The sequence below is a fragment of the Bacillus sp. LH1 genome (assembly GCF_057924895.1).
Map to the genome: position 1 here is coordinate 4,449,152 of NZ_CM175007.1, position 21,729 is coordinate 4,470,880.

Consider the following 21,729-nt stretch of genomic DNA (forward strand, 5'->3'; position numbering starts at 1 on the left):
CTTTCCATACAATATGAAACAAGTCTTGATGCACGCGAATATGCATCAAGACTCCAAAAATTACAATCTACCTGCTCTATATTTACGAACTAGTAAAGCAAGTGAACCTAGCAGTAACACCATATATAAACCAAGTTGTGCTGTATCTGCAGTTTTTGAGTTTTTCTCTTTTTTCGAATCATTTTTTGTATCTTCTTTTTTCTTCTGACCATCTGCATTTCGGTTAAAATCAGGAGTACCTACTGTTTTTACATTATCTACTTTCGGTGTAGTCACTGGATTTTTCGGTTCATTTTTCGGTTCCTCTTTAAGAGTTCCTAACGCGCCGATATTATTTGTATCAAATTGAATTTGCACATCGTAGAAATGATGGTAGTTCATCTCATCGATGTCTACCTTTACTTTTGCGTTTAATTTTTTAAATAGATCTTCTACTTCAAACTGTACTACTCGCGTATTTACATTTTTATCTTCGCTTACTACTTTCGCATCAGCGAATAGTTCATTGTTTTCCGTTTGGAATTTCGTAATCCACGCACTATTTTTCAGCGTCATCTCAATATATTTTTTACCATCTTTTACGATTAATTTCGCTGGATTTACAACATAGTCATTCATCTTTGAAATCTCATCTGCTTTATCTTTTAATACTTTAAATGTAATATCATATTGGCCATCTACTAAATTTTTCGGATCAACTATTACTTTCGGGTTATTATTTCCACCTTGGTTGTTGTTTCCGCCTTGGTTGTCGTTTCCGCCTTGGTTGTCGTTTCCGCCTTGGTTGTCGTTTCCGCCTTGGTTGTCGTTTCCGCCTTGGTTCCCTAAGGCTTTAATACTGTCTTGATCAAATACAAATTGAACATCATAGAAATGGTGATAATTCATTGAATCAATATCTACTTTTACTTTTGCATTTAATTTTTTAGACAAATCGTTTACTTCTACTTCTACTACTCTTGTATTTTGTTCTTTATTTTCACTTAACACTTTTGCATTAACGAAAGAACCATTTTTCTCAAATTCAAATTTCGTAATCCATGTACTATTTGTTAATGTAAACGATACGTATTTCTTACCATCTTTTACTTTTAATACACCTGGGCTTTTTGTGTATGTGTTCATCATTGAGATTTCATCTGTTTGATCTTTTAACACTTTAAAGCCAATTCTGTATTCACCATCTTTAAGAGCTTTTGGATCAATTGTTGTGTTATTATCTTGGTTATCATTTCCACCTTGGTTGTTGTTTCCACCTTGGTTGTTGTTTTCACCTTGGTTGTTGTTTCCACCTTGGTTGTTGTTTTCACCTTGGTTGTTGTTTCCACCTTGGTTGTTGTTTCCACCTTGGTTGTTGTTTCCACCTTGGTTGTTGTTTTCACCTTGGTTGTTGTTTTCACCTTGGTTGTTGTTTTCACCTTGGTTATCTAACGACTTAATGCTACCTTTATCAAATGCAAATTGAATATCGTAAAAATGGTGATAATTCATTGAATCGATATCTACTTTTACTTTTGCATTTAACTTTTTCGATAAATCTGGTACTTCTACTTCCACTAGGCGTGTATCAGTTTTTTTATCTTCACTTATTACATTTGCATCAACAAACGAACTATTTTTCTCAAATTCAAATTTTGTAATCCAAGAACTGTTCGTTAACGTAAATGATACATACTTCTTACCATCTTTTACTTTTAGCACACCTGGACTTTTTGTATATGTGTTCATCATTGAAATTTCGTCTGTTTGATCTTTTAATGCCTTAAAATTGATGCTGTATTCACCATCTTTAATTGTTTCAGCATCTGGTTTTTTATTTTCATCTGGTTTTTCTACTTCTGGTTTTTCTGCTTCCGGTTTTTCTGCTTCCGGTTTTTCTACTTCTGGTTTTTCTGCTTCCGGTTTTTCTACTTCTGGTTTTTCTGCTTCCGGTTTTTCTGCTTCCGGTTTTTCTGCTTCCGGTTTTTCTGCTTCCGGTTTTTCTACTTCTGGTTTTTTCTCTTCATTTTTAATTTGTTCAAGTTTATCTTGTTCAAATAAAAGTTGTACATCATGCATTTGCTTATAATTTCTTGATGCCATTTCGATAAATACTTTTGTATTTAGTTTTTTAGATAAATCGTTTACTTCAAACTCTACTACTCTTGTATCTTTTTCCTTATCCTCACTCACTACTTTTGCATCAACAAATGCGCCATCTTTTTCCGTTTGGAAATTTTTAATTAATGAGCTACTTTTTAGTGTTACAATTGCTTTTTTCTTACCGTTTTCTACTTTTAATACTCCTGGATTTACCATGTAACTATTCATCTTAGATTCTTCATCTGTTTGATCTTTTAACACTTTAAATGGAATGCTGTACGCACCATCTGTAATTGTGTTAGAATTTGGTTGTTGATCTGGGTCAGGCTTTTGGTCGGGCTTCTGACCTGGATCGGTAGTTTCATTTGGATCTGGCTTATTAGCTGGGTCCTCTTTTTCATTTGGTTTTTCTACATGAATTGGTGTAATGCTATTTTGATCAAATGCAATACGAACGTCGTACTCATGATGATAATTTAAAAAATCAATATCTACTTTTACTTTTGCATTTAATACCTTCTCTACATCTTCTACATCAAATTCTACTACTCTTGTATCTTTTTCTTTATCTTCACTAATTACATTTGTCGCAACTAGCTTACCTGCTTTTTCTGTTTCAAATTTCGTAATCCATGAACTATTTGTTAATGTAAAGGATACTTTCTTTTTCCCATCCTTCACTTTTAAAGTTCCCGGACTTACTGAATATTGATTCATCATCGATTCTTCATCTGATGTATCTTTTAAAACTTTGAAGCCAATTGAATATTCACCGTCAGCCAACTTGGTAGCTGCTTGAACTGCAAGTGGTTGTAATGTTGATACGAATGTAAATATCATTAAAAACATAGCAACAATAATTTTTGTATACCTGTTCAATGGAACGACTCTCCCTTTTGAAAATTATTTAATACTGTTCCCATCAAATACAAAGCGAATATCATACGAAGCATTATAATTAATAATTGGAATATTAATTTTCACCTTGCCATTTAGTTTTTTTGACAAGTCAGCAACTTCAAATTCTACAACTCTAGTATTATCTTTTTTGTTTTCACTTAACACGGTTGTTTCTACAAATTGACCATCTTTTTCTACTTGGAAACTTTTAATAGAAGCACTATCTTTCACTTTAAATGAAACATATTGTTTTCCATTTTTAACTGTTAATGTTGCTGGGCTTTCAAAATAACTATTCATTCTAGACGATTCATCTTTATCGCCTTTCCATACAGTAAAAGCAATATTATATTTTCCATCAGCTAGTTTTGTAGCAGCCTTTGCATCTTGTAAACCTAGTGTTGCGATAAATGTAAATAAAACAGCAAATACGGCAATAATCATTTTAAATTGTTTAAACATATATTCATCACCCTTCAAAAGATTTATTTACTCAATTTCACTTTACGAATTAAGAAAGCACCTGAAATAAGAATTAACACTGCAAACAATCCAATACGTGCTTCATCGCCTGTTTTTGGGTTATCTGTTTTTTCAGCTTTTCCATTTTCATTTTTTGTTTCTTTATTCACTTCTTTAGCTGTTTCCTTACTCTCTACTTTTGTTTTCTCTTCTTTTACTTGTGTATCTGTTTTCGCTTGATCATTATTTTTTGTTGTAGCAGCTACGCCATTATCGCCACCTACAGCTTTTACATTTGCATCAAAAGCAAAACGAATTGTGTAGTGGTGGTCATAGTTTGCACTTGGTACAACAACATGAATTTTTACAGCTGCCGGTTTGGATAAATCATCTACTTTAAACTCTACTGTTCTTTTATCTGCCGATTCATCTTTATTAACAACTTTCGCATCAACAAAATTTCCGTTCTCTGGTGCTTTAAATTCTGTAATCCAAGCACTATGATTCATCGGAACTTGTACTCTCATCTCACCGTTTTTCACTATTAATTTTGCCGGCTTTTCAAAATAGTCATTTGCCATTGAAGCTGAATCATTTTCCGCTTTTTGAATTACGTAATTAATATCGTAAGTACCATCAGCTAGTTTTGCTGAAGCATTCCCGTATGGCATTACAAGAAAAGCTAGCATACATACGAACGTTATAATAAAAGCGGGTAATACAGAAACCTTTTTCATTTTTCTTGTTTCCTCCTTGGTTATCTTTCATTTCACTTTTTCCGAAAATGATAATTATTCTCAATTCGTAAGAAAAAAATAATCTCTTCTACCTATTATTTAATTAGCATTCTTTTATGTAACATAAGCTTTATTGATTATCATTCTCATTGAATATTAAAAATAATATCTCACCCTATTCCTTATACGAAGGCATAGAAACTGAGAAAAAATTCTAAAACGTATTTATTGATTATCATTCTCAATGTAAGTCAAAAAAAATAAACTTTCTCTTCTCCTCTTCTCTTCTTTCACCTCTTCCCATAACAACACTATAGTTATAGAAACCCCGTTTCCCTCACTTCCCTTCCAATATTTCCACAACTAAGTCAATCTTAGCCTACTCATAAATTTTTTGTCAACTATATTACGTATAAAATTTTTAATATCTAAATTTCTCTATATGCGGCTTTTTTTACAAAAAAAGAGACTTTCTATTATAGAAAGCCTCTTTTCTCTATTTTTCTACAGCAATTTCCTGCTTTTGAAACTTAGAAACTATATAACCAAATCCTATACCGATTATACCTGGAACTAACCAACCAATTCCTACACTATATAATGGAATCTTATCTAAAATAGGTGCTAGCGCTGCAATTTGAAGGTTTGCATTGTGTAACCCATCAAAGAAACTTATTGCAAATGCTCCTACAATCCCGCCCACATACATCGCTAATGGAAGACGAACGTAGTTTTCAACAAGTGATAATACGATAAGTACGATTCCAATTGGATAAATTGCGATTAAGATTGGTAATGCTAATGCATTTAACTGAGTTAACCCAAGGTTTGCTACCATAAATGCTAATACACAGAAAATGAAAACGACTTTTTGATAAGAAAGCTTTGGTAATAAGGAAGAGAAGTAATCACCACAAGCTGCAACAATACCTACAGAAGTTGTTAAACATGCTGCTGTAATTGCGATCCCTAGTAATAAAGTTCCGTAGCTACCAAATAAATGATTCACGACATTTGTTAAAATAATTCCTCCGTTTGCGCCCATTCCAAGTGACACACTAGAAGCTCCAAGATAAGCAAGTGCTAAATACACAAGTAGTAGACCAAGCGCTGCAATAAATCCTGCAAAGATTGTTACTTTTGCAATACTGTTTTTATTTGTAATTCCTTTTTCTTTTAACGCATGAATTACAACATTTCCGAATACCAGTGCTGCAAGTCCATCTAAAGTTAAATATCCATCAATAAATCCTTTAAAGAGAGGAGCACTATACGCTTCTGTCGGTGCACCAAATTCTCCAATTGGTGTAATAAGTGCTTTACCTACGATAATTGCAATAACAGCCAATAATATTGGAGTTAGCACTTTACCAATACGACCCACTAATTTCGAAGGATTTAAAGCTAAATAGAAAGTGACTGCAAAGAAAATAAGTGTAAAGATAACAAGTGGATATGACTGACCAGCTATCTCACTTGGTAAAAACGGTGCAATACTCATCTCATAAGCTACTGTTCCTGTACGCGGCACACTTACGAATACGCCTAAACATAAATAAATTGCAGTGATAAAAACAAGTGCGAATATAGGATGTACACGTCCTGCTAGCTCATTAATATCTCCCTTTAAAGCTATAACAATTACTCCTAATAAAGGTAGTCCAACGCCTGTTACGATAAAACCAAACAACGCAATCCATACGTCTGTTCCAGCGCCTTGTCCTAATGCTGGTGGAAAAATCATATTACCCGCACCAAAAAACAGTGCAAATAACATTAAACTTATTGCAAACATCTCTGAAAACTTTAAAGATGATTTCATTTCTACTAACCTCCTAAAATAATAAATTAACAAAATATTCTGAATTAAAATCCGTCATATATCCTCTTTCAAGCATACTTCCCCGTAAAAGAACGCAAAAAACACCCGTCCCTAATAAAGGGACGAGTGTTGAAATCGTGGTTCCACCCTTATTCTAATAAAATGAATTTATAACGAAATAAGCTCATTTTATAGCTCGTGTAAATTGATAACGGTTTTATCCGCCAAGAATTACAATGCATCATGTATGCAGTTCACTCTTGAAGTTTAGAGGTGGTAAGCTTGTCTTTTCGTATTAGGAAGCTCACAGCCTAAGGCTTCCCTCTCTGAGAATCGTAAAATACAACTCATGTCCTCATCATTACTTTTATAAAATATCTTGTCGAAACTTGTTGTTTTTTATTATATGGGCTATTTTTTAAAAAATCAATAGTTTTATTTTTTCTGACAAAAAAATATAGGGAGAAAATTTTTCCTCCCTATAACTGCCCTATTAAAATTTCTAACTCTTCAGCTGTAACGCTCCGCCACTTTCCAACTTCAAGCTCATTTAGCTCTATATTCATAATGCGTACTCGCTTTAGCTTTATTACAGTAAATCCGAAAGCACGACTCATTCTACGAATTTGCCTGTTCATTCCTTGCGTTAAAACGATACGAAATGTTGATTGATCGACTCTTGTCACTTTGCACGGCTTCGTCATTCCATCTTTAATCTTTACACCGCGGGACATCTCATCAATAAACCAGTCCGTAAAAGGTTTATCGACTGTGACAACATATTCTTTCTCGTGCTCATGATCACCGTGTAAAATTTGATTCGCAATGCCGCCGTCATTCGTTAATAAAATAAGTCCTTCTGATGCTTTATCTAATCGCCCAACTGGAAAGATTCGCTCTGGGTAATTGATATAATCAATAATATTATCTTCAATATGATCGGCTGCTGTACAAGTAATTCCGACTGGTTTATGAAATGCGATATACACTTTTTCTTTCTCTTCTTTTACAATAACTTGCCCATCAATCGTTACCCTATCACCATCGCTTACGAGTGCACCGTGCGTACATATTTCGCCGTTAATAGCCACGCGTCCAGCTTTAATAAGGCGATCTGTTTCACGTCTGGAGCATGATTTTGCTTCGCTTATGTATTGGTTGATTTTCATGTTCTATTCCTTTTCACATATATTAAAAGCGTCAATCTATGGCAATATCATTTTGCCACGATTGACGCTTTTTCACCTCGCAAAAACAACTAAATAAATAACCCCAATCACCAAAAATATTCCACAACAAGCTAACAATACTTTTGCAAGTTTGTCCATAAACATATAATGGTTTCCCCTTTGTTTCGTTGTTTTCTATTTTAATTCGACAACTGTTACGCCTAGGCCTCCCTCGCCCATGTCACCGTAACGGAAGGTTTTTACACCGCGATGCTTCTTCAAGTAATCTTGTACACCTTGGCGAAGTGCTCCTGTCCCTTTACCGTGAATAATTGATACGCGAGGATAGCTTGCAAGCTGGGCATCGTCTAAGTATTTCTCAACGCGCGCCATTGCATTTTCAAATCGTTCACCACGAAGGTCAAGTTCTAATGAAACATGATAGTCTCTACCTTTTACCGTTGCAACTGCTTTTTTCTCTGTTTGCTTCGGTGTGTTAATGTATTCCATATTAGATTCTTTCACTTTCATCTTCAGAATACCGATTTGTACGCTCCACTCTGTATCGCTTACTTTTTCAAGTAGTTGACCTTTTTGACCGAACGTTAATACTTTCACTTCATCACCTGCACGTAACTGTTGTTTCGGTGCAGTGTTTTTCACATTTACTTTTTGTTTCTTAACAAGCTCTGGCGCTGCGCCTTCTAGACGACTCTTCGCTTCAATTAGCTCGTGGTCTTTCACATTTGCAAGCTGTGCTTTACGCAATTGACGAAGTTCTTGAATAATGCCTTCTGCTTCTTTCTTTGCAGCTTCGACTTTTTCTTCTCCTTCTTTTTGCGCTTTTAATAATCGTTCGTCGCGATCTTCGTTAAATTCAATAATTTGACGTTGTAATTCACGATGCAGTTTTTCAGATTGTTTGCGAAGCGCTTCTGCTTCGTTCCAGTCACGCTCTGCGTTCTTCTGGCTTTCTTCTAACTTCGCAATCATATTTTCAATTTTATTCGTATCTGTACTAATGTGATTGCGTGCTTGCTCAATAACGCGATCAGATAATCCAAGACGTTTCGAAATTTCAAAGGCATTACTACGTCCTGGTACACCGATTAATAATTTATAAGTTGGACTTAATGTATTTACATCAAACTCAACACTCGCATTAATAACTTGCTCACGGTTATATCCGTATGCTTTTAATTCTGGATAATGCGTCGTTGCAACAACGCGAGCACCGCGATTACATACTTCATCTAAAATTGAAATGGCAAGTGCAGCCCCTTCTTGCGGGTCTGTTCCAGCACCTAATTCATCGAATAAAACTAAGCTTTCAAAATCAGCTTTTTCTAAAATATCAACGATGTTCACCATATGTGAGGAGAACGTACTTAAACTCTGTTCAATCGATTGCTCATCACCGATATCAGCAAAGATATTTTTGAATACACAAATCTCTGACTCATCCATTACTGGAATGTGAAGGCCAGATTGCGCCATTAACACACAAATACCAACTGTTTTCAGCGTAACTGTTTTACCACCTGTATTCGGTCCTGTAATAACAATTGTCGTGAAATCTTTACCTAACATAATGTTATTTGGCACGATTATTTCTGGATCGATAAGCGGATGGCGAGCTTGTCTTAAGTCCATGTAACGCTCGTTATTTACAATCGGCTTTGTCGCTTTAATTCGCTTCGCATAAAAAGCTTTCGCAAAGATGAAATCAAGATTTGCAACTACTTCTACGTTTGATAAAACGATATCCGCTTCTACTGCCACTTCTTCTGTTAACATTAATAAGATGCGTTCGATTTCTTGTTTTTCTTTCACACGTGCTTCTTGCAGTGCATTATTTAATTCTACAATGACTTGTGGCTCAATAAATAACGTTTGTCCAGAAGCCGATTGATCGTGAACAATACCACCATATACGCCGCGATATTCTTGTTTTACTGGGATTACGTAACGTTCGTTACGAATCGTTACAATCGAATCAGACAGCATCTTTTGCGCGTTTGAAGAGCGCGTCATATTTTCTAACTTTTCACGAATACGACTTTCCGCAGTACGAATTTGAGTACGAATACCACGCAGTTTATCACTTGCGCTATCGACTACTTCACCGCCGTCACCGATGCAATTTGTAATTTTCTTTTCTAAATCATATAAAGATACAATTTGAGCGACGTGAGTTTCTAAAATCGGAAGCTCGACACCGTTATCAGCCATATCTTCAATGAAGCGTTTCATATTACGACTACCATACATCGTATTTGCAATATCAAGTAATTCATTTGGACTTAACATACTCCCAATTTTTGCACGCTTCACATTTGAGCGAATATCCGTAATACCACCTAATGGTGCACTACCTTTTAAACGAATAACTTTCGCTGCTTCATCCGTTGTATCTTGCATTTCTACAATTTCTTCAAAATCAGTGCTCGGCACTAAATGCTTCACTTTGTCACGACCAAGTGAAGATGCTGTATGTTCAAGTAATTGTTCTTTTACTTTATTGTATTCTAATACACGCAACGTTCTTTCTAACATGTTGCAGGTCCCCCTTGTATTACTTATTACGTTTAATATAGTCTAATAAACGTTCAATATCCCACGTGTTAATCACGTTATCTTTTTGAATCCAACCTTTACGTGCTGCTGCTACACCTGTTTCCATATCTTCTAACATTTCAAGCGTATGAGCATCCGTATTAATCGCTACTTTCACACCAGCATCTTGTGCTTGTTTTAATAATTTCGCGCTTAAATCTAGACGGTTCGGATTCGCATTTAATTCTAAAACTGTATTTGTCTCTTTTGCTAGTTCAATTAATAAATCTGTATCTACATCATAACCCTCACGACGCCCGAGAAGACGTCCTGTAGGATGGGCAATCATTGTGACATGTTTATTCTCAAGTGCAGTACGTAGACGCTTCATAATCGTTTCACGGTCTTGTGAGAAGCTAGAGTGAATCGCTCCAATGACATAATCTAATTCTGCTAATACTTCATCATCAAAATCAAGCGAGGCATCTGGTAAAATGTCCATTTCAATTCCGCGTAAAATTGTAATGTCTGGATACTTTTCATTCATACGTTCAATTTCTTTCGCTTGCTCACGAAGACGCTCTTTTGTTAAACCGTTCGCCACTTTTAAGTATTGCGAGTGATCAGTAATCGCCATAAACTTATATCCACGAGCACGGCACGCTTGTACCATTTCTTCAATAGAAAAAGCACCGTCACTCCAAGTTGTATGCATATGTAAATCACCTTGTATATCGGAAAACTGAATTAAGTTCGGATACTCTTTAATTAATTCAATTTCTTTTCCATCTTCACGCACTTCTGGCGGAATAAATGGCAAACCGAAATGAGCAAAGAAGTCTTCTTCAGTCTCAAATGTTTTCACTTCACCTGTTTCCAAGTTCTCTACACCGTACTCACTAATTTTCTCGCCTTTATCTTTTGCGATTTGACGCATTTTTACGTTATGATCTTTTGATCCTGTGAAATGGTGAAGAGTTGTAATAAACTCTTCTGGTTTTACTAAACGGAAATCAATTGAAATATCATATTCATATTGAAGACGGACAGAAACTTTTGTATCTCCACTTGCTATTACTTCAATCATATTATCAAATTGTAGTAAATGCTCACGTACCGCTGCTGGTTCTGTTGTTGCAATGATAAAATCTAAATCTTTCACTGTTTCACGAACACGGCGCAAACTACCAGCGCGAGAGAAACGAATTACTTCAGCAATATTCGACAATTTCTCCTCTATTTCCCCGGCAATAGGCAATACCATCGCAATTGGTAAACGCTCTGGACGAGAGCCTACTTGATCGATTGCTTCTAATATTTTCTCTTCTGTCTTCTTACCGAAACCTGCTAAAGCTTGTACTTTATTTTCCTCACAAACAGCTTTTAGCGATTCCATATCAACAACACCAAGTTCTTTGTATAACTTAGCTACCTTCTTACCACCAAGACCTGGTAGTTTTAATAACGGCAATAAGCTACTTGGTACTTCTTTTTCAAGTTCTTGTAATACTTCAGATGTTCCCGATTCTATATATTCTTGAATAACTGCTGCTGTTCCTTTTCCGATGCCCGGAATCTTCGTGAAATCTTCAATCTCAGAAAGACTACGATCATCACTTTCTAATGCTGCTGCCGCTTTACGAAATGCAGATATTTTAAATGGATTCGCGCCCTTTAATTCCATAAAAAGCCCGATTGTCTCTAATAATTTGATAACTTGTTTTTTATTTACTTTCATCATTGCCCCGCCTTTCTTTCATAGAAAAAAACTTCTCTTTCCGAAAAAAGAGAAGTTATACTCTGCTACCTGTCTGCCATAGTTCCTTCACCTTTTCAGATAGAATCGGTGTATCGTCTACAATTATTTTGCTAATTGATGATTTTTGTAATGGTGTTTGTACTTGTTCAATCGGAAGAATGTTTCCAATGATAATTAAGACAAACAAAATAATATATACTTCTAAAAATCCGAGGATTGCCCCCGCAAACGCATTTACTTGCTTTAAAACCGGTATTTCTGCAAACATATTTAACAAATTACCAAGTAATGAAAGTGCAATTTTAGTAATAATAAACAATATGATAAACGCAAGCGCTTGATAAAATACTGTCTCAATATTATTTGCATCAATCCATTCTGGAACAGATACGTTTTTATCAAATGGATACGGAATAAATTTCGCAAGTGCTGGCGCTAAATCTTTACAGTACCAGTATGCAACAAGGTATGCGATAATAAAGCTTGTTAACTTTACAAGTTGCAGAATAAACCCTCTGCGTAAGCCGAGGAAAAATCCCATAACAAGCAGTAAAATGATAATAATATCAATCATGTTATTCCATTCCTTTTTTTGTCATACTTTCTTTCAATTTCTCATGTTCTTCTTTTAATTTTATGTAATCGTGTATGACGTTTACCGCCGTCAATACCGCTAGTCTACTCGTGTCAAGCGAAGGATTCTTGGCATTGAGTTCGCGCATTTTATCATCCACAATCGCTGCTACCATGCGGATATGACTTGTACTTTCATCGCCAACAACTGAATATTGCTGACCATAGATTTCTACATTAATTCGACTTTTCTTTCCCTTTTGTTGTGACAACTCACCGGCCTCCAATCACGTACAGAATCCTAAAGTTTATCATACCATGAACCTTCATAATATGGAAACAGAAAGAACAATCCGATATGATAAAAATAACAATATAAAAAAAGGGGCGACCATTATGTCAAATTCTATCGTAATTCAAACAAATTCTACAGTAATTGAAGACATGAAACAACAATATAAACATTCGCTTAGCCCGAAAACTCCGCAAGGCGGGATCTTCATGGCAAAGGTACCATCTTGCACGATTACAGCGTATAAATCTGGAAAAGTAATGTTCCAAGGAGGCCGCGCTGAAGCAGAAGCTTCTCGTTGGCAAACTGTCTCTCAAACACCGAAAACAGCTGTAAAAAAATCTGTCGATTCACACCGTTATGCACCGCCTGCTTCCATCGGTACAATGTCTATTGTAGGGTCTGATGAAGTTGGTACGGGAGATTTCTTTGGACCAATGACAGTCGTTGCTGTATATGTGGATGCAAAGCAAATTCCACTACTAAAAGAACTTGGTGTAAAAGACTCTAAAAACTTAAATGACGATCAAATTACTGCCATTGCGAAACAACTTCTACACGTTGTTCCTTATAGCTCTCTTGTCCTTCATAACGAAAAATATAACGAGCTATTTGATAAAGGAAACAACCAAGGTAAGTTAAAAGCCTTGCTACACAATAAAGCTATTACAAACTTATTAGCTAAAATGGCACCTACAAAACCTGAAGGCGTCTTAATCGACCAATTCACACAACCTGATACATACTACAAATATTTAGCAAAACAAAAACAGGTACAGCGTGAAAATGTTTATTTCGCAACGAAAGGCGAAAGCGTCCATTTAGCAGTAGCCGCCGCCTCCATTTTAGCTCGTTACTCATTCGTAAAACAATTTAACGAACTAAGCAAAAAAGCTGGTATGCCCCTTCCAAAAGGTGCAGGTAAACAAGTTGATATCGCCGCCGCTAAATTAATTCAAAAGCTTGGTAAAGAACGATTACCTGAGTTTGTGAAACTGCATTTCGCTAATACGGAGAAGGCGCTTCGCTTATTAAGATAGTATCGACAAAAACAGGAGCCTACAAACTCCTGTTTTTTGTTTCATGTGTTCTCGATTCAATGTAATTGCATTTACTATTTTCCTCTTCTAACTATATCGCTAAATTAACTCATTTTTAGTAATTCCCCTATAAAAAAGGAGAGCCGCCAAGACTCTCCCTTTTTTATATTAGCTTCGTTTCTGCTTCTTATTTGATGAAGATACTTTATGAGAACCCGTTTCATGTGTTGTTGTCCCTTGTCCTTCCACTTCTGGAGAACCTAGGATTGATCTTGAATGGTCTTTTTTCACTTTTTTACTCATTGCACTCACCCCCAAGGTTACTTTTTACTTAAGGGTAAAAAACTATTCAACATAATAATCTGAACATATACTCGCTACTCTTTTACTCTCGTGTTTGGTTTTCGCTTATGTCCCATAGCCGCTTTGCTGCATCCTTATCCAAGGCAGCTTCAGACATTTCCCCTACTTGTTTATCGGCATAGTAATAACCACTCTGATTAGTAAATCCAGTTGATTCTGCTAGCCATACTAAAGTTTCAGCACCTTTCTCCGGCGTACGGGAGAAAGGTTTCATTGCTGCCATAGTTAAGCGAGCAGCTAGACCATTATCCTGGTTAAAATTTGTATTCACTAGCCCCGGGTCAAAGCTATAAGCACTAACACCCGTTCCCTCCAACCGCTGTGCCAATTCAGAGGTGAATAAAATGTTAGCTAGTTTTGTTTGTGCATAACGCATTGTAGGACCGCCCATGAACTTCTTAATACCGCGATACAGTTGTTCTGCATCTAGATCATCGAAATCAATTCCCTTTTTAGCCATTTTATGACCGTGAGATGCAGTGGTAATGACGCGAGCAGGAGCACTTTCTTTTAAACGCTCCAACAACAAATCTGTAAGTAAGAATGGACCTAAATGGTTTACCGCCCAGGTCATCTCCAAACCGTCCTCTGTAATTTGTCTTGTTTGAAATAAAGCACCCGCATTATTTACTAATATATCAATTCTCGGACATCTTTCTAAAATATCGGTAGCTACCTGGCGTATAGATTGTTGGGAAGACATATCAGCGAAAAATATATCTACCACTGCATTCCCATCCGTTATATTTTCAAGTTGAGTCATAACATCATTCGCTTTTGCTTCATTACGTGCAATGATTCCTAGCTTAGCACCGCTTTTTGCAAACATCTTAGCTGCCGCTAATCCAATACCACTTGTTGCACCAGTGATTACTATATACTTGTCACGCAATGTCCACTTTGTATGACTTGGAATTTCCCCCATTGTATAAAAACCCCTTCCCTATATAAATGTCGCATTCGTTTTACTTATATATGAAGTGGGAATTGAACTATGAACAACATCTTTTCTAGTCGTGAAATACTTTATAAAGTTCAGGTTGCAATTACAACCTTTCTCAATAAAAAGAGCGAGAGCAGTTGCTCTCGCTTTTTTTATATCTTAAAACTCAGAAGAACCTGGAGTTCTTGGGAATGGAATTACGTCACGGATGTTAGCCATGCCAGTGATGTACATTAGGAAGCGCTCGAAACCTAGACCGAATCCAGCGTGTTTTGTACCGCCGTATTTTCTAAGTTCTAAGTACCACCAGTAGTCCTCTTCGTTCATACCTAATTCTTTAATTCTGTCTACTAAAACGTCCATTCTTTCTTCACGTTGACTTCCGCCGATTAATTCGCCGATGCCAGGAACTAGAAGGTCAGTAGCAGCTACTGTTTTACCGTCTTCATTCAAACGCATGTAGAATGCTTTAATGTCTTTCGGATAGTCAGTTACGAATACAGGGCGTTTGAAGATTTCTTCTGATAAGTATCTTTCGTGCTCTGTTTGTAAGTCAATTCCCCATTCTACTGGGTATTTGAAGTCAGCACCTGATTCTTGAAGTACTTTAATTGCTTCTGTATAAGTGATGCGACCGAAGTCTGAGTTAATTACGTTGTTCATGCGCTCAAGAACTGTTTTATCAACGAAGCTGTTGAAGAATTCCATTTCTTCTGGTGCATGCTCTAATACGTATTTCATTGCATATTTCAGCATATCTTCTGTAAGGTTCATTACATCCCCTAGTTCCGCGAATGCAATCTCAGGCTCAACCATCCAGAACTCAGCAGCGTGGCGAGTTGTGTTTGAGTTTTCTGCACGGAATGTAGGTCCGAATGTGTATACATCACGGAATGCTAATGCATAAGCTTCAGCGTTCAGCTGTCCACTTACTGTTAAGTTTGTTTCTTTACCGAAGAAGTCTTTTGACTCATCAGCTTTTCCGTCTTCACCTTTTGGTAGGTTATTTAAATCTTGCGTTGTTACGCGGAACATTTCGCCAGCACCTTCTGTATCACTACCAGTGATGATAGGTGTATGAACATGTACGAATCCACGCTCTTGGAAGAATTGGTGAATCGCAAATGCTGCGATAGAACGTACGCGGAACGTTGCAGAGAATGCATTTGTTCTTGGACGTAAGTGAGCGATTGTACGTAAGTATTCAAATGTATGACGTTTCTTTTGAAGTGGGTAATCAGAATCTGATAAGCCCTCGATATCAATTTTTTCTGCTTTAATTTCAAATGGTTGCTTCGCTCCAGGCGTTGCAATTACTTTACCTTCTACTTTAACTGAAGAGCTAAGTGGAAGTTTTGCAATTTCTTTGAAGTTCTCTAATTCTGTATCGAAAACGATTTGAACGCTTTTGAAGAAGCTACCGTCGTTTAATTCGATGAAACCAAATGCTTTTGAATCACGTAAGTTACGAATCCACCCTGATACTTGTACTGTTTGATCTGCATACTTTTCTGTATCTCTATACAGACTTTTTACTAATGTGTTTTCCATAGTGAAATTCTCCTTTGCTCATATATTTAAATACAAAAAAACCTTTCATCCATAAAGGGACGAAAGGTTAAACTTCGCGGTACCACCCAATTTGTCATAAAGACCAACTTTAACTCGTATGTAATACATACTTCCCGGTTTGTAACAGGCCGGATTCCCGTCTAAGTCTACTCTTGAATACAAGATTCAATTTCGGTTAGCAACTCCAAGGTGTTCTTCACATATACCGCCTCATCAGGCTCTCACCGTCCCTGACTCGCTTTGGATTATAGTATATACTACTTTTCCTTATCATCGTCTTTCATTTTGTTAAACTAAAATTAATGTACTACATTCGAGAGAAAGATGCAAGGTGTCGGAAAATATATGAGCGATTTTTGTAATATATCGACTTACCGACAGTGTCCGACAACTAACCCAATAAAAAAATTGCCGGAATATATCCGGCAATTTTCTAATTACTTACGTAACTCCGCACCGAATTTCTCTTCTACCGTTGTTAGTACACGGTTATGTGCTTCTGTTACTTCTTCGTCTGTTAATGTACGTTCTGCATCGAAGTAAGTCATAGAGAATGCAAGTGATTTCTTGCCTTCTTCCATTTTTTCACCTTCGTATAAGTCGAATAGTGTTACGTCTTTCAGAAGTTCTCCGCCAGCTTCAGCAATGACTTGCTTCATTTCACCAGCTTTTGTTTCTTTTGTTACTACAACAGCCATGTCACGTGTCATAGATGGGAAACGTGGAATTGCTGCGTAGTAAGTTTCTTCAGCGTCTGCACCGAATACTTTTACAAGAGATAATTCAAATACGAATGTATTTTTCACATCTAATTGTTTTTCTGCTTCTGGGTGCAATTGACCGATGAAACCAATTACTTCGCCATCTAATACGATGTCAGCTGTACGGCCTGGGTGCATACCTTCACGTTTTGCTGGTGCATATGTGATTTGGTTTGCAACGCCAAGTACGTCGAATAGTCCTTCTAGTACACCTTTCACAACGAAGAAGTCTACTACTTTCTTCTCACCTTGCCATGCATGGTGAAGAGCAAGACCTGTCATAACACCTGCAAGATGTTGTTCTTCTTTCGGAAGTTCTCCTTCTTCTGTCGGTAAGAAGATAGAACCTACTTCGTATAAAGCAACGCTGTCGTTTTTACGAGCGACATTGTATGAAACTGCTTCTAGTAATTGCGGTACTAAGCTTAAACGAAGTTGGCTACGTTCTTCACTCATTGGAAGTGCAAGACCTACAGGCGCCTTTTCATTTGGCTCAACCATATATTGTTTCGCTTTATCAGCGCTTGTTAATGAATATGTGATTGCTTCATATAAACCAGCACCCTCTAAGAAGCGGCGTACTTTACGACGTTTCGTTTGTGCTGATGTTAATTTACCACGAGTCATCGTTCCAGAAGGTAATGTAACTGGAATGTGGTCATAACCATATAGACGGCCCACTTCTTCTACTAAGTCTTCTGAAATTGTAATATCAGGACGACGTGCTGGTACATTCACGTGGAATGTTCCTTCTACTTCTGTGAATGGGAATTTCAAGTTTGTGAACATTGTACCCATTTCACTCGCAGAAATATTTGTACCTAATACACGGTTTACTTTTTCAGCAGTAACAGATACTGTACGCTCTTGTACTTGTAAGTTGTCAGCTTCTACTACACCTTCAAGTGCTTCACCGCCAGCATATTTCGCCATTAAAGCAGCTGCGTGTTGAATTGCTTCAAATGTACGTGTTGGGTCGATTCCTTTTTCGAAACGTGCACTTGATTCACTACGAAGACCTAAGTCTTTTGATGTACGACGTACTGTTTGACCTGCAAAGTATGCAGACTCAATTAGAACGTTTACTGTCTCATTTGTAACTTCAGAATCCGCCCCGCCCATTACACCAGCAACAGCTAAAGCTTTCGTGCCGTTTGTAATTACAAGGTGGTGGCTTTGTAATGTACGCTCTTGATCATCTAACGTTTCAATTTTTTCGCCTTCTTTTGCAAGACGAACAACGATTTCTTTTGAACCTAATTTATCGTAATCGAATGCATGTAACGGTTGACCGTATTCCATTAAAATGTAGTTTGTAATATCAACTACGTTGCTAATTGGACGAATGCCAGCTGCCATAAGACGAGTTTGCATCCACATTGGTGATGGACCAATCTTTACGTTTTTAACCATTTTTGCAATGTATAATGGGTTTTCTTCTTTCGCTTCTACACTTACAGAAATATAATCAGAAGTTTTTTCTGCTGTTTCTTGTAAGTCGATAGCTGGAAGTTTTACTTCGCGGCCATAAATAGCAGCTACTTCGTAAGCAACACCTAACATGTTTAAGCAATCTGCACGGTTTGGTGTTAAGCCAAGCTCAAGTACTTCATCGTGTAAGTTTAAAATTTCAAGTGCATCTGCACCAACTTCAGCGTCACTTGGGAAGATGAAGATACCATCTGCGTATTCTTTTGAAACTAACTTTCCATCAATACCAAGCTCTTGAAGAGCACAAACCATACCGTGAGAAGCTTCACCGCGTAGTTTTGCTTTTTTGATTTTGAAGTTACCAGGAAGTACAGCTCCAACTTTTGCAACTGGTACTTTTAAACCTTTTGCAATGTTAGCAGCTCCACAAATAATTTGAACTGGCTCTTCTTCACCGATATCGATTAAGCATTTGCTTAATTTATCAGCTTCTGGGTGTTTTTCACATTCTAATACGTGACCAACTACAACACCTTTTACACCTTTATTTAATACTTCAACGCCTTCTACTTCAATACCACTTTTCGTGATTTTGTCTGCTAGTTCTTGTGCTGTTACATCTTTAATATCTACATACTCTTGTAACCAACGATATGATACGAACATACTTATCCTCTCCTTCCCTTACGCTCGTTTGAATTGTTGTAAGAAACGTACATCATTTGTATAGAAATGACGAATGTCATCTACTCCGTATTTCAACATTGCGATACGCTCTGCGCCCATACCGAATGCGAAACCTTGATATTCTTTTGAATCATAACCAGCCATTTCAAGTACGTTCGGGTGAACCATACCTGCGCCTAGAATTTCAATCCAGCCAGTTCCTTTACAAGTGCCGCAACCTTTGCCATGACACATCATACAAGAAATATCCATCTCTACAGATGGCTCTGTGAATGGGAAGAAACTTGGACGAAGACGGATTTCACGATCTTCACCGAACATCTTTTTCACGAATACTTGCAGTGTACCTTTTAAGTCACTCATACGAATGTTTTTATCAATTACAAGACCTTCAATTTGCATGAACTGATGTGAATGCGTCGCATCGTCGTCATCACGGCGATACACTTTACCAGGACAAATAATTTTAATTGGGCCTTTTTCTTTATTATTTTCCATCGTACGTGCTTGCACAGAAGATGTATGTGTACGTAGTAACGTTTCTTCTGTGATGTAGAATGTATCTTGCATATCACGCGCTGGGTGATCTTTCGGTAAGTTTAGTGCTTCGAAGTTGTAGTAGTCTTTTTCTACTTCTGTTCCTTCAGCTACTTCATAACCCATACCGATGAATACATCTTCAATTTGCTCAACAACAGCCGTTAACGGATGGTGACAACCTGTTTCAACAGGACGACCTGGCAATGTAACATCAATTGTTTCAGTAGCTAATTTCGCTTCAATTACTGCTTTTTCTAAGTTACTAATTTTGTCGTCTAGACGCGTTTGAATCGCTTCACGTACTTCATTTACTAATGCTCCCATACGTGGACGCTCTTCTGCTGATAATTTTCCCATGCCGCGTAATACTTCTGTAATTGGACCTTTTTTTCCTAAATACGCTACGCGTACGTCGTTTAAGCCTTTCAGCTCTTTCGCTTCTTCAATAAGCTCTAACGCTTTTTGCTTTAGCTCTTTTAAACGTGCTTCCATTTTGGAACCCTCCTAATTTTAAAAATAAAAAAACCTCGCTCCCAAAAAGGGACGAGGTAAATTCGCGGTACCACCCTAAATTGACAGAACATGTCTGCCCACTCATTAGTTATAACGATCAATTCTGACCGGAACGCCTTTACATATACATGGTCCTGGCGTCAACTCCAGAGGTGAATTCACTTTCGTCTACCATAAGAATGCTTTCAGTCTACGACATTCTCTCCCTATATGGCGATTTTGTAAGCTACTCTTCTCTATCAACGTTTTTCGTTATTTAACTTTTAATATAATGTACTTCAACTTATTATAAGAAGTTTTTTATTTGTTCGCAACCGGGCTTTGCAAATAATACGTTAAAATCCCTGCTGCAACCGCAACATTTAATGATTCTGCCCCGCCGTAAATCGGAATATACAAGTTTTGATCCGTTTTTGCAAGAATTTCTTGGCGTACGCCATTTCCTTCATTTCCTACAATTAATGCAAAACTGCCAGCCGGCGTTACTTCACCATACGGAACTCCATTTTCAAGAGCTGTTCCATATACAGGAACGTTATTTTCTTTTAACTTGTCTACCCATTCTTCTAAGTTCCCTTTTACAATTGGTAAGTGGAAAATAGAGCCTTGTGTAGAGCGGAGTACTTTACTATTGTAAACATCAACACAACCTTCTCCAAGCACAACGGCGTGAATACCAGCTGCATCAGCTGTACGAATAATTGTTCCTAAATTACCTGGGTCTTGCAGGCCATCTAATAAAAGGAATTTCCCATCAGTAAGAGCTACTTCTTTCTCATGCTTCTCACAAACAGCAAATACACCTTGCGTCGTTTCTGTTTCACGAAGTATTTTTACAATCGCCTCAGGTACGATGTACATTTCCACATCATTAACTGTCCAATCTTTCGGAAGGTCTGTCTGATCTGAAACGATAAGTTCTGTTACAATTCCTGTCTTCAAAGCTTCCTCGACTAAGTGGAATCCTTCTACAAAAAATAAACCTTTTTTATCGCGTTCTTTTTTCGTTTGCAGCTTTTTCCACTGCTTTACACGCGGATTTTGTACTGAATCAATGTTTTTCATAATATGTATTTCCCTCTCTTCTTGTCTTATCATTATAGCCTATTTTTCATACATATTTACATAAAAAAGAACAAAAACTAACGTCAGTTTCAATTCTGAAGAAGAGGTGAAAGCAATGAGTTTTAATTTACGCGGTGCCGTATTAGCGAATGTATCTGGAAATTCACAAGATCAATTACAAGAAACAATCGTCGATGCAATTCAAAGCGGTGAAGAAAAAATGCTTCCAGGTCTTGGCGTTTTATTTGAAGTCATTTGGAAAAACGCTGATGAAAATGAAAAGCACGAAATGTTAGAAACACTAGAGCAAGGATTAAAAAAATAAGCAATTTGAAAATCACCTTTGCATAAGCTAAGGTGATTTTTTTGCAGAAAATTTTTTTCTTCTCCTAAACATTTCTACTTTACTAACGAACTATGATGGAGTACAATGTTCAAAATACATTTAAACCGATCGATTTT

Annotated in this window: 17 protein-coding genes and 3 other annotated features; of the genes, 2 read left to right on the plus strand and 15 right to left on the minus strand. The window is 37.0% G+C overall.

Annotated features, from left to right (window positions below; genetic code table 11):
- Positions 1 to 60 precede the first annotated feature (60 nt).
- The 9 genes from ACX9TM_RS23035 to zapA form a co-directional block, all read right to left on the minus strand.
- Positions 61 to 2,961: an NEAT domain-containing protein gene (locus ACX9TM_RS23035; RefSeq protein WP_202837900.1), complete on the minus strand. Its 2,901-nt coding sequence runs from the start codon at positions 2,959 to 2,961 to the stop codon at positions 61 to 63.
- A gap of 24 nt (positions 2,962 to 2,985) precedes the next feature.
- On the minus strand, positions 2,986 to 3,444 hold the full coding sequence (locus tag ACX9TM_RS23040; protein ID WP_000476164.1) for an NEAT domain-containing protein: 459 nt from the start codon (positions 3,442 to 3,444) through the stop codon (positions 2,986 to 2,988).
- Between the two features lie 23 nt (positions 3,445 to 3,467).
- Positions 3,468 to 4,181, minus strand: coding sequence for a heme uptake protein IsdC (gene isdC / locus ACX9TM_RS23045; RefSeq protein ID WP_000757944.1), 714 nt, complete (start codon positions 4,179 to 4,181; stop codon positions 3,468 to 3,470).
- A 496-nt stretch (positions 4,182 to 4,677) separates the two neighbouring features.
- A complete protein-coding gene (gene brnQ6 / locus ACX9TM_RS23050) occupies positions 4,678 to 6,003 on the minus strand; it encodes a branched-chain amino acid transport system II carrier protein BrnQ6 (RefSeq protein WP_000842635.1) in 1,326 nt (441 codons plus the stop codon).
- A gap of 115 nt (positions 6,004 to 6,118) precedes the next feature.
- Positions 6,119 to 6,374: a binding site (T-box leader), on the minus strand.
- A 108-nt stretch (positions 6,375 to 6,482) separates the two neighbouring features.
- The gene (locus ACX9TM_RS23055) at positions 6,483 to 7,172 is read right to left on the minus strand and encodes a 23S rRNA pseudouridine(2604) synthase RluF (protein WP_000700729.1); all 690 of its coding nucleotides are present in this window, start codon (positions 7,170 to 7,172) and stop codon (positions 6,483 to 6,485) included.
- Between the two features lie 195 nt (positions 7,173 to 7,367).
- Positions 7,368 to 9,728 carry an endonuclease MutS2 gene (locus ACX9TM_RS23060; protein ID WP_000893715.1) on the minus strand — a complete coding sequence of 787 codons (2,361 nt, stop codon included), beginning with the start codon at positions 9,726 to 9,728 and terminating at the stop codon, positions 7,368 to 7,370.
- A gap of 19 nt (positions 9,729 to 9,747) precedes the next feature.
- Positions 9,748 to 11,466 carry a DNA polymerase/3'-5' exonuclease PolX gene (gene polX, locus ACX9TM_RS23065; protein ID WP_000867532.1) on the minus strand — a complete coding sequence of 573 codons (1,719 nt, stop codon included), beginning with the start codon at positions 11,464 to 11,466 and terminating at the stop codon, positions 9,748 to 9,750.
- A gap of 55 nt (positions 11,467 to 11,521) precedes the next feature.
- Entirely contained in the window at positions 11,522 to 12,061 is a 540-nt protein-coding gene (locus ACX9TM_RS23070) for a CvpA family protein (RefSeq protein WP_000565409.1), read from the minus strand.
- Position 12,062: 1 nt separating this feature from the next.
- Complete coding sequence (zapA, locus tag ACX9TM_RS23075) at positions 12,063 to 12,332, minus strand: cell division protein ZapA (protein ID WP_000082701.1); 270 nt, start codon at positions 12,330 to 12,332, stop codon at positions 12,063 to 12,065.
- A gap of 124 nt (positions 12,333 to 12,456) precedes the next feature.
- On the opposite strand from zapA, the gene rnhC reads away from it, so the two are divergent.
- On the plus strand, positions 12,457 to 13,392 hold the full coding sequence (rnhC, locus tag ACX9TM_RS23080; protein WP_065381898.1) for a ribonuclease HIII: 936 nt from the start codon (positions 12,457 to 12,459) through the stop codon (positions 13,390 to 13,392).
- Between the two features lie 168 nt (positions 13,393 to 13,560).
- Here rnhC and ACX9TM_RS23085 read toward each other — a convergent pair whose 3' ends face one another.
- The 6 genes from ACX9TM_RS23085 to ACX9TM_RS23110 form a co-directional block, all read right to left on the minus strand.
- Positions 13,561 to 13,695, minus strand: a complete 135-nt coding sequence (locus ACX9TM_RS23085) for a YuzL family protein (protein ID WP_000039591.1) — start codon at positions 13,693 to 13,695, stop codon at positions 13,561 to 13,563.
- Between the two features lie 82 nt (positions 13,696 to 13,777).
- Positions 13,778 to 14,680 carry an SDR family oxidoreductase gene (locus ACX9TM_RS23090; protein ID WP_000503910.1) on the minus strand — a complete coding sequence of 301 codons (903 nt, stop codon included), beginning with the start codon at positions 14,678 to 14,680 and terminating at the stop codon, positions 13,778 to 13,780.
- A 177-nt stretch (positions 14,681 to 14,857) separates the two neighbouring features.
- On the minus strand, positions 14,858 to 16,249 hold the full coding sequence (gene asnS, locus ACX9TM_RS23095; RefSeq protein WP_065381897.1) for an asparagine--tRNA ligase: 1,392 nt from the start codon (positions 16,247 to 16,249) through the stop codon (positions 14,858 to 14,860).
- A 52-nt stretch (positions 16,250 to 16,301) separates the two neighbouring features.
- Positions 16,302 to 16,553, minus strand: a binding site (T-box leader).
- Between the two features lie 154 nt (positions 16,554 to 16,707).
- Complete coding sequence (gene pheT, locus ACX9TM_RS23100; RefSeq protein ID WP_000498186.1) at positions 16,708 to 19,128, minus strand: phenylalanine--tRNA ligase subunit beta; 2,421 nt, start codon at positions 19,126 to 19,128, stop codon at positions 16,708 to 16,710.
- A gap of 18 nt (positions 19,129 to 19,146) precedes the next feature.
- A complete protein-coding gene (gene pheS, locus ACX9TM_RS23105) occupies positions 19,147 to 20,181 on the minus strand; it encodes a phenylalanine--tRNA ligase subunit alpha (RefSeq protein WP_000388219.1) in 1,035 nt (344 codons plus the stop codon).
- Between the two features lie 44 nt (positions 20,182 to 20,225).
- Positions 20,226 to 20,454, minus strand: a binding site (T-box leader).
- 48 nt (positions 20,455 to 20,502) lie between these two features.
- On the minus strand, positions 20,503 to 21,300 hold the full coding sequence (locus tag ACX9TM_RS23110) for a TrmH family RNA methyltransferase (protein ID WP_002026395.1): 798 nt from the start codon (positions 21,298 to 21,300) through the stop codon (positions 20,503 to 20,505).
- Positions 21,301 to 21,382: 82 nt separating this feature from the next.
- Here ACX9TM_RS23110 and sspI point away from each other — a divergent pair, with 82 nt between their 5' ends.
- Positions 21,383 to 21,592, plus strand: coding sequence for a small acid-soluble spore protein SspI (gene sspI, locus ACX9TM_RS23115; protein ID WP_000009509.1), 210 nt, complete (start codon positions 21,383 to 21,385; stop codon positions 21,590 to 21,592).
- Positions 21,593 to 21,729: the final 137 nt, after the last annotated feature.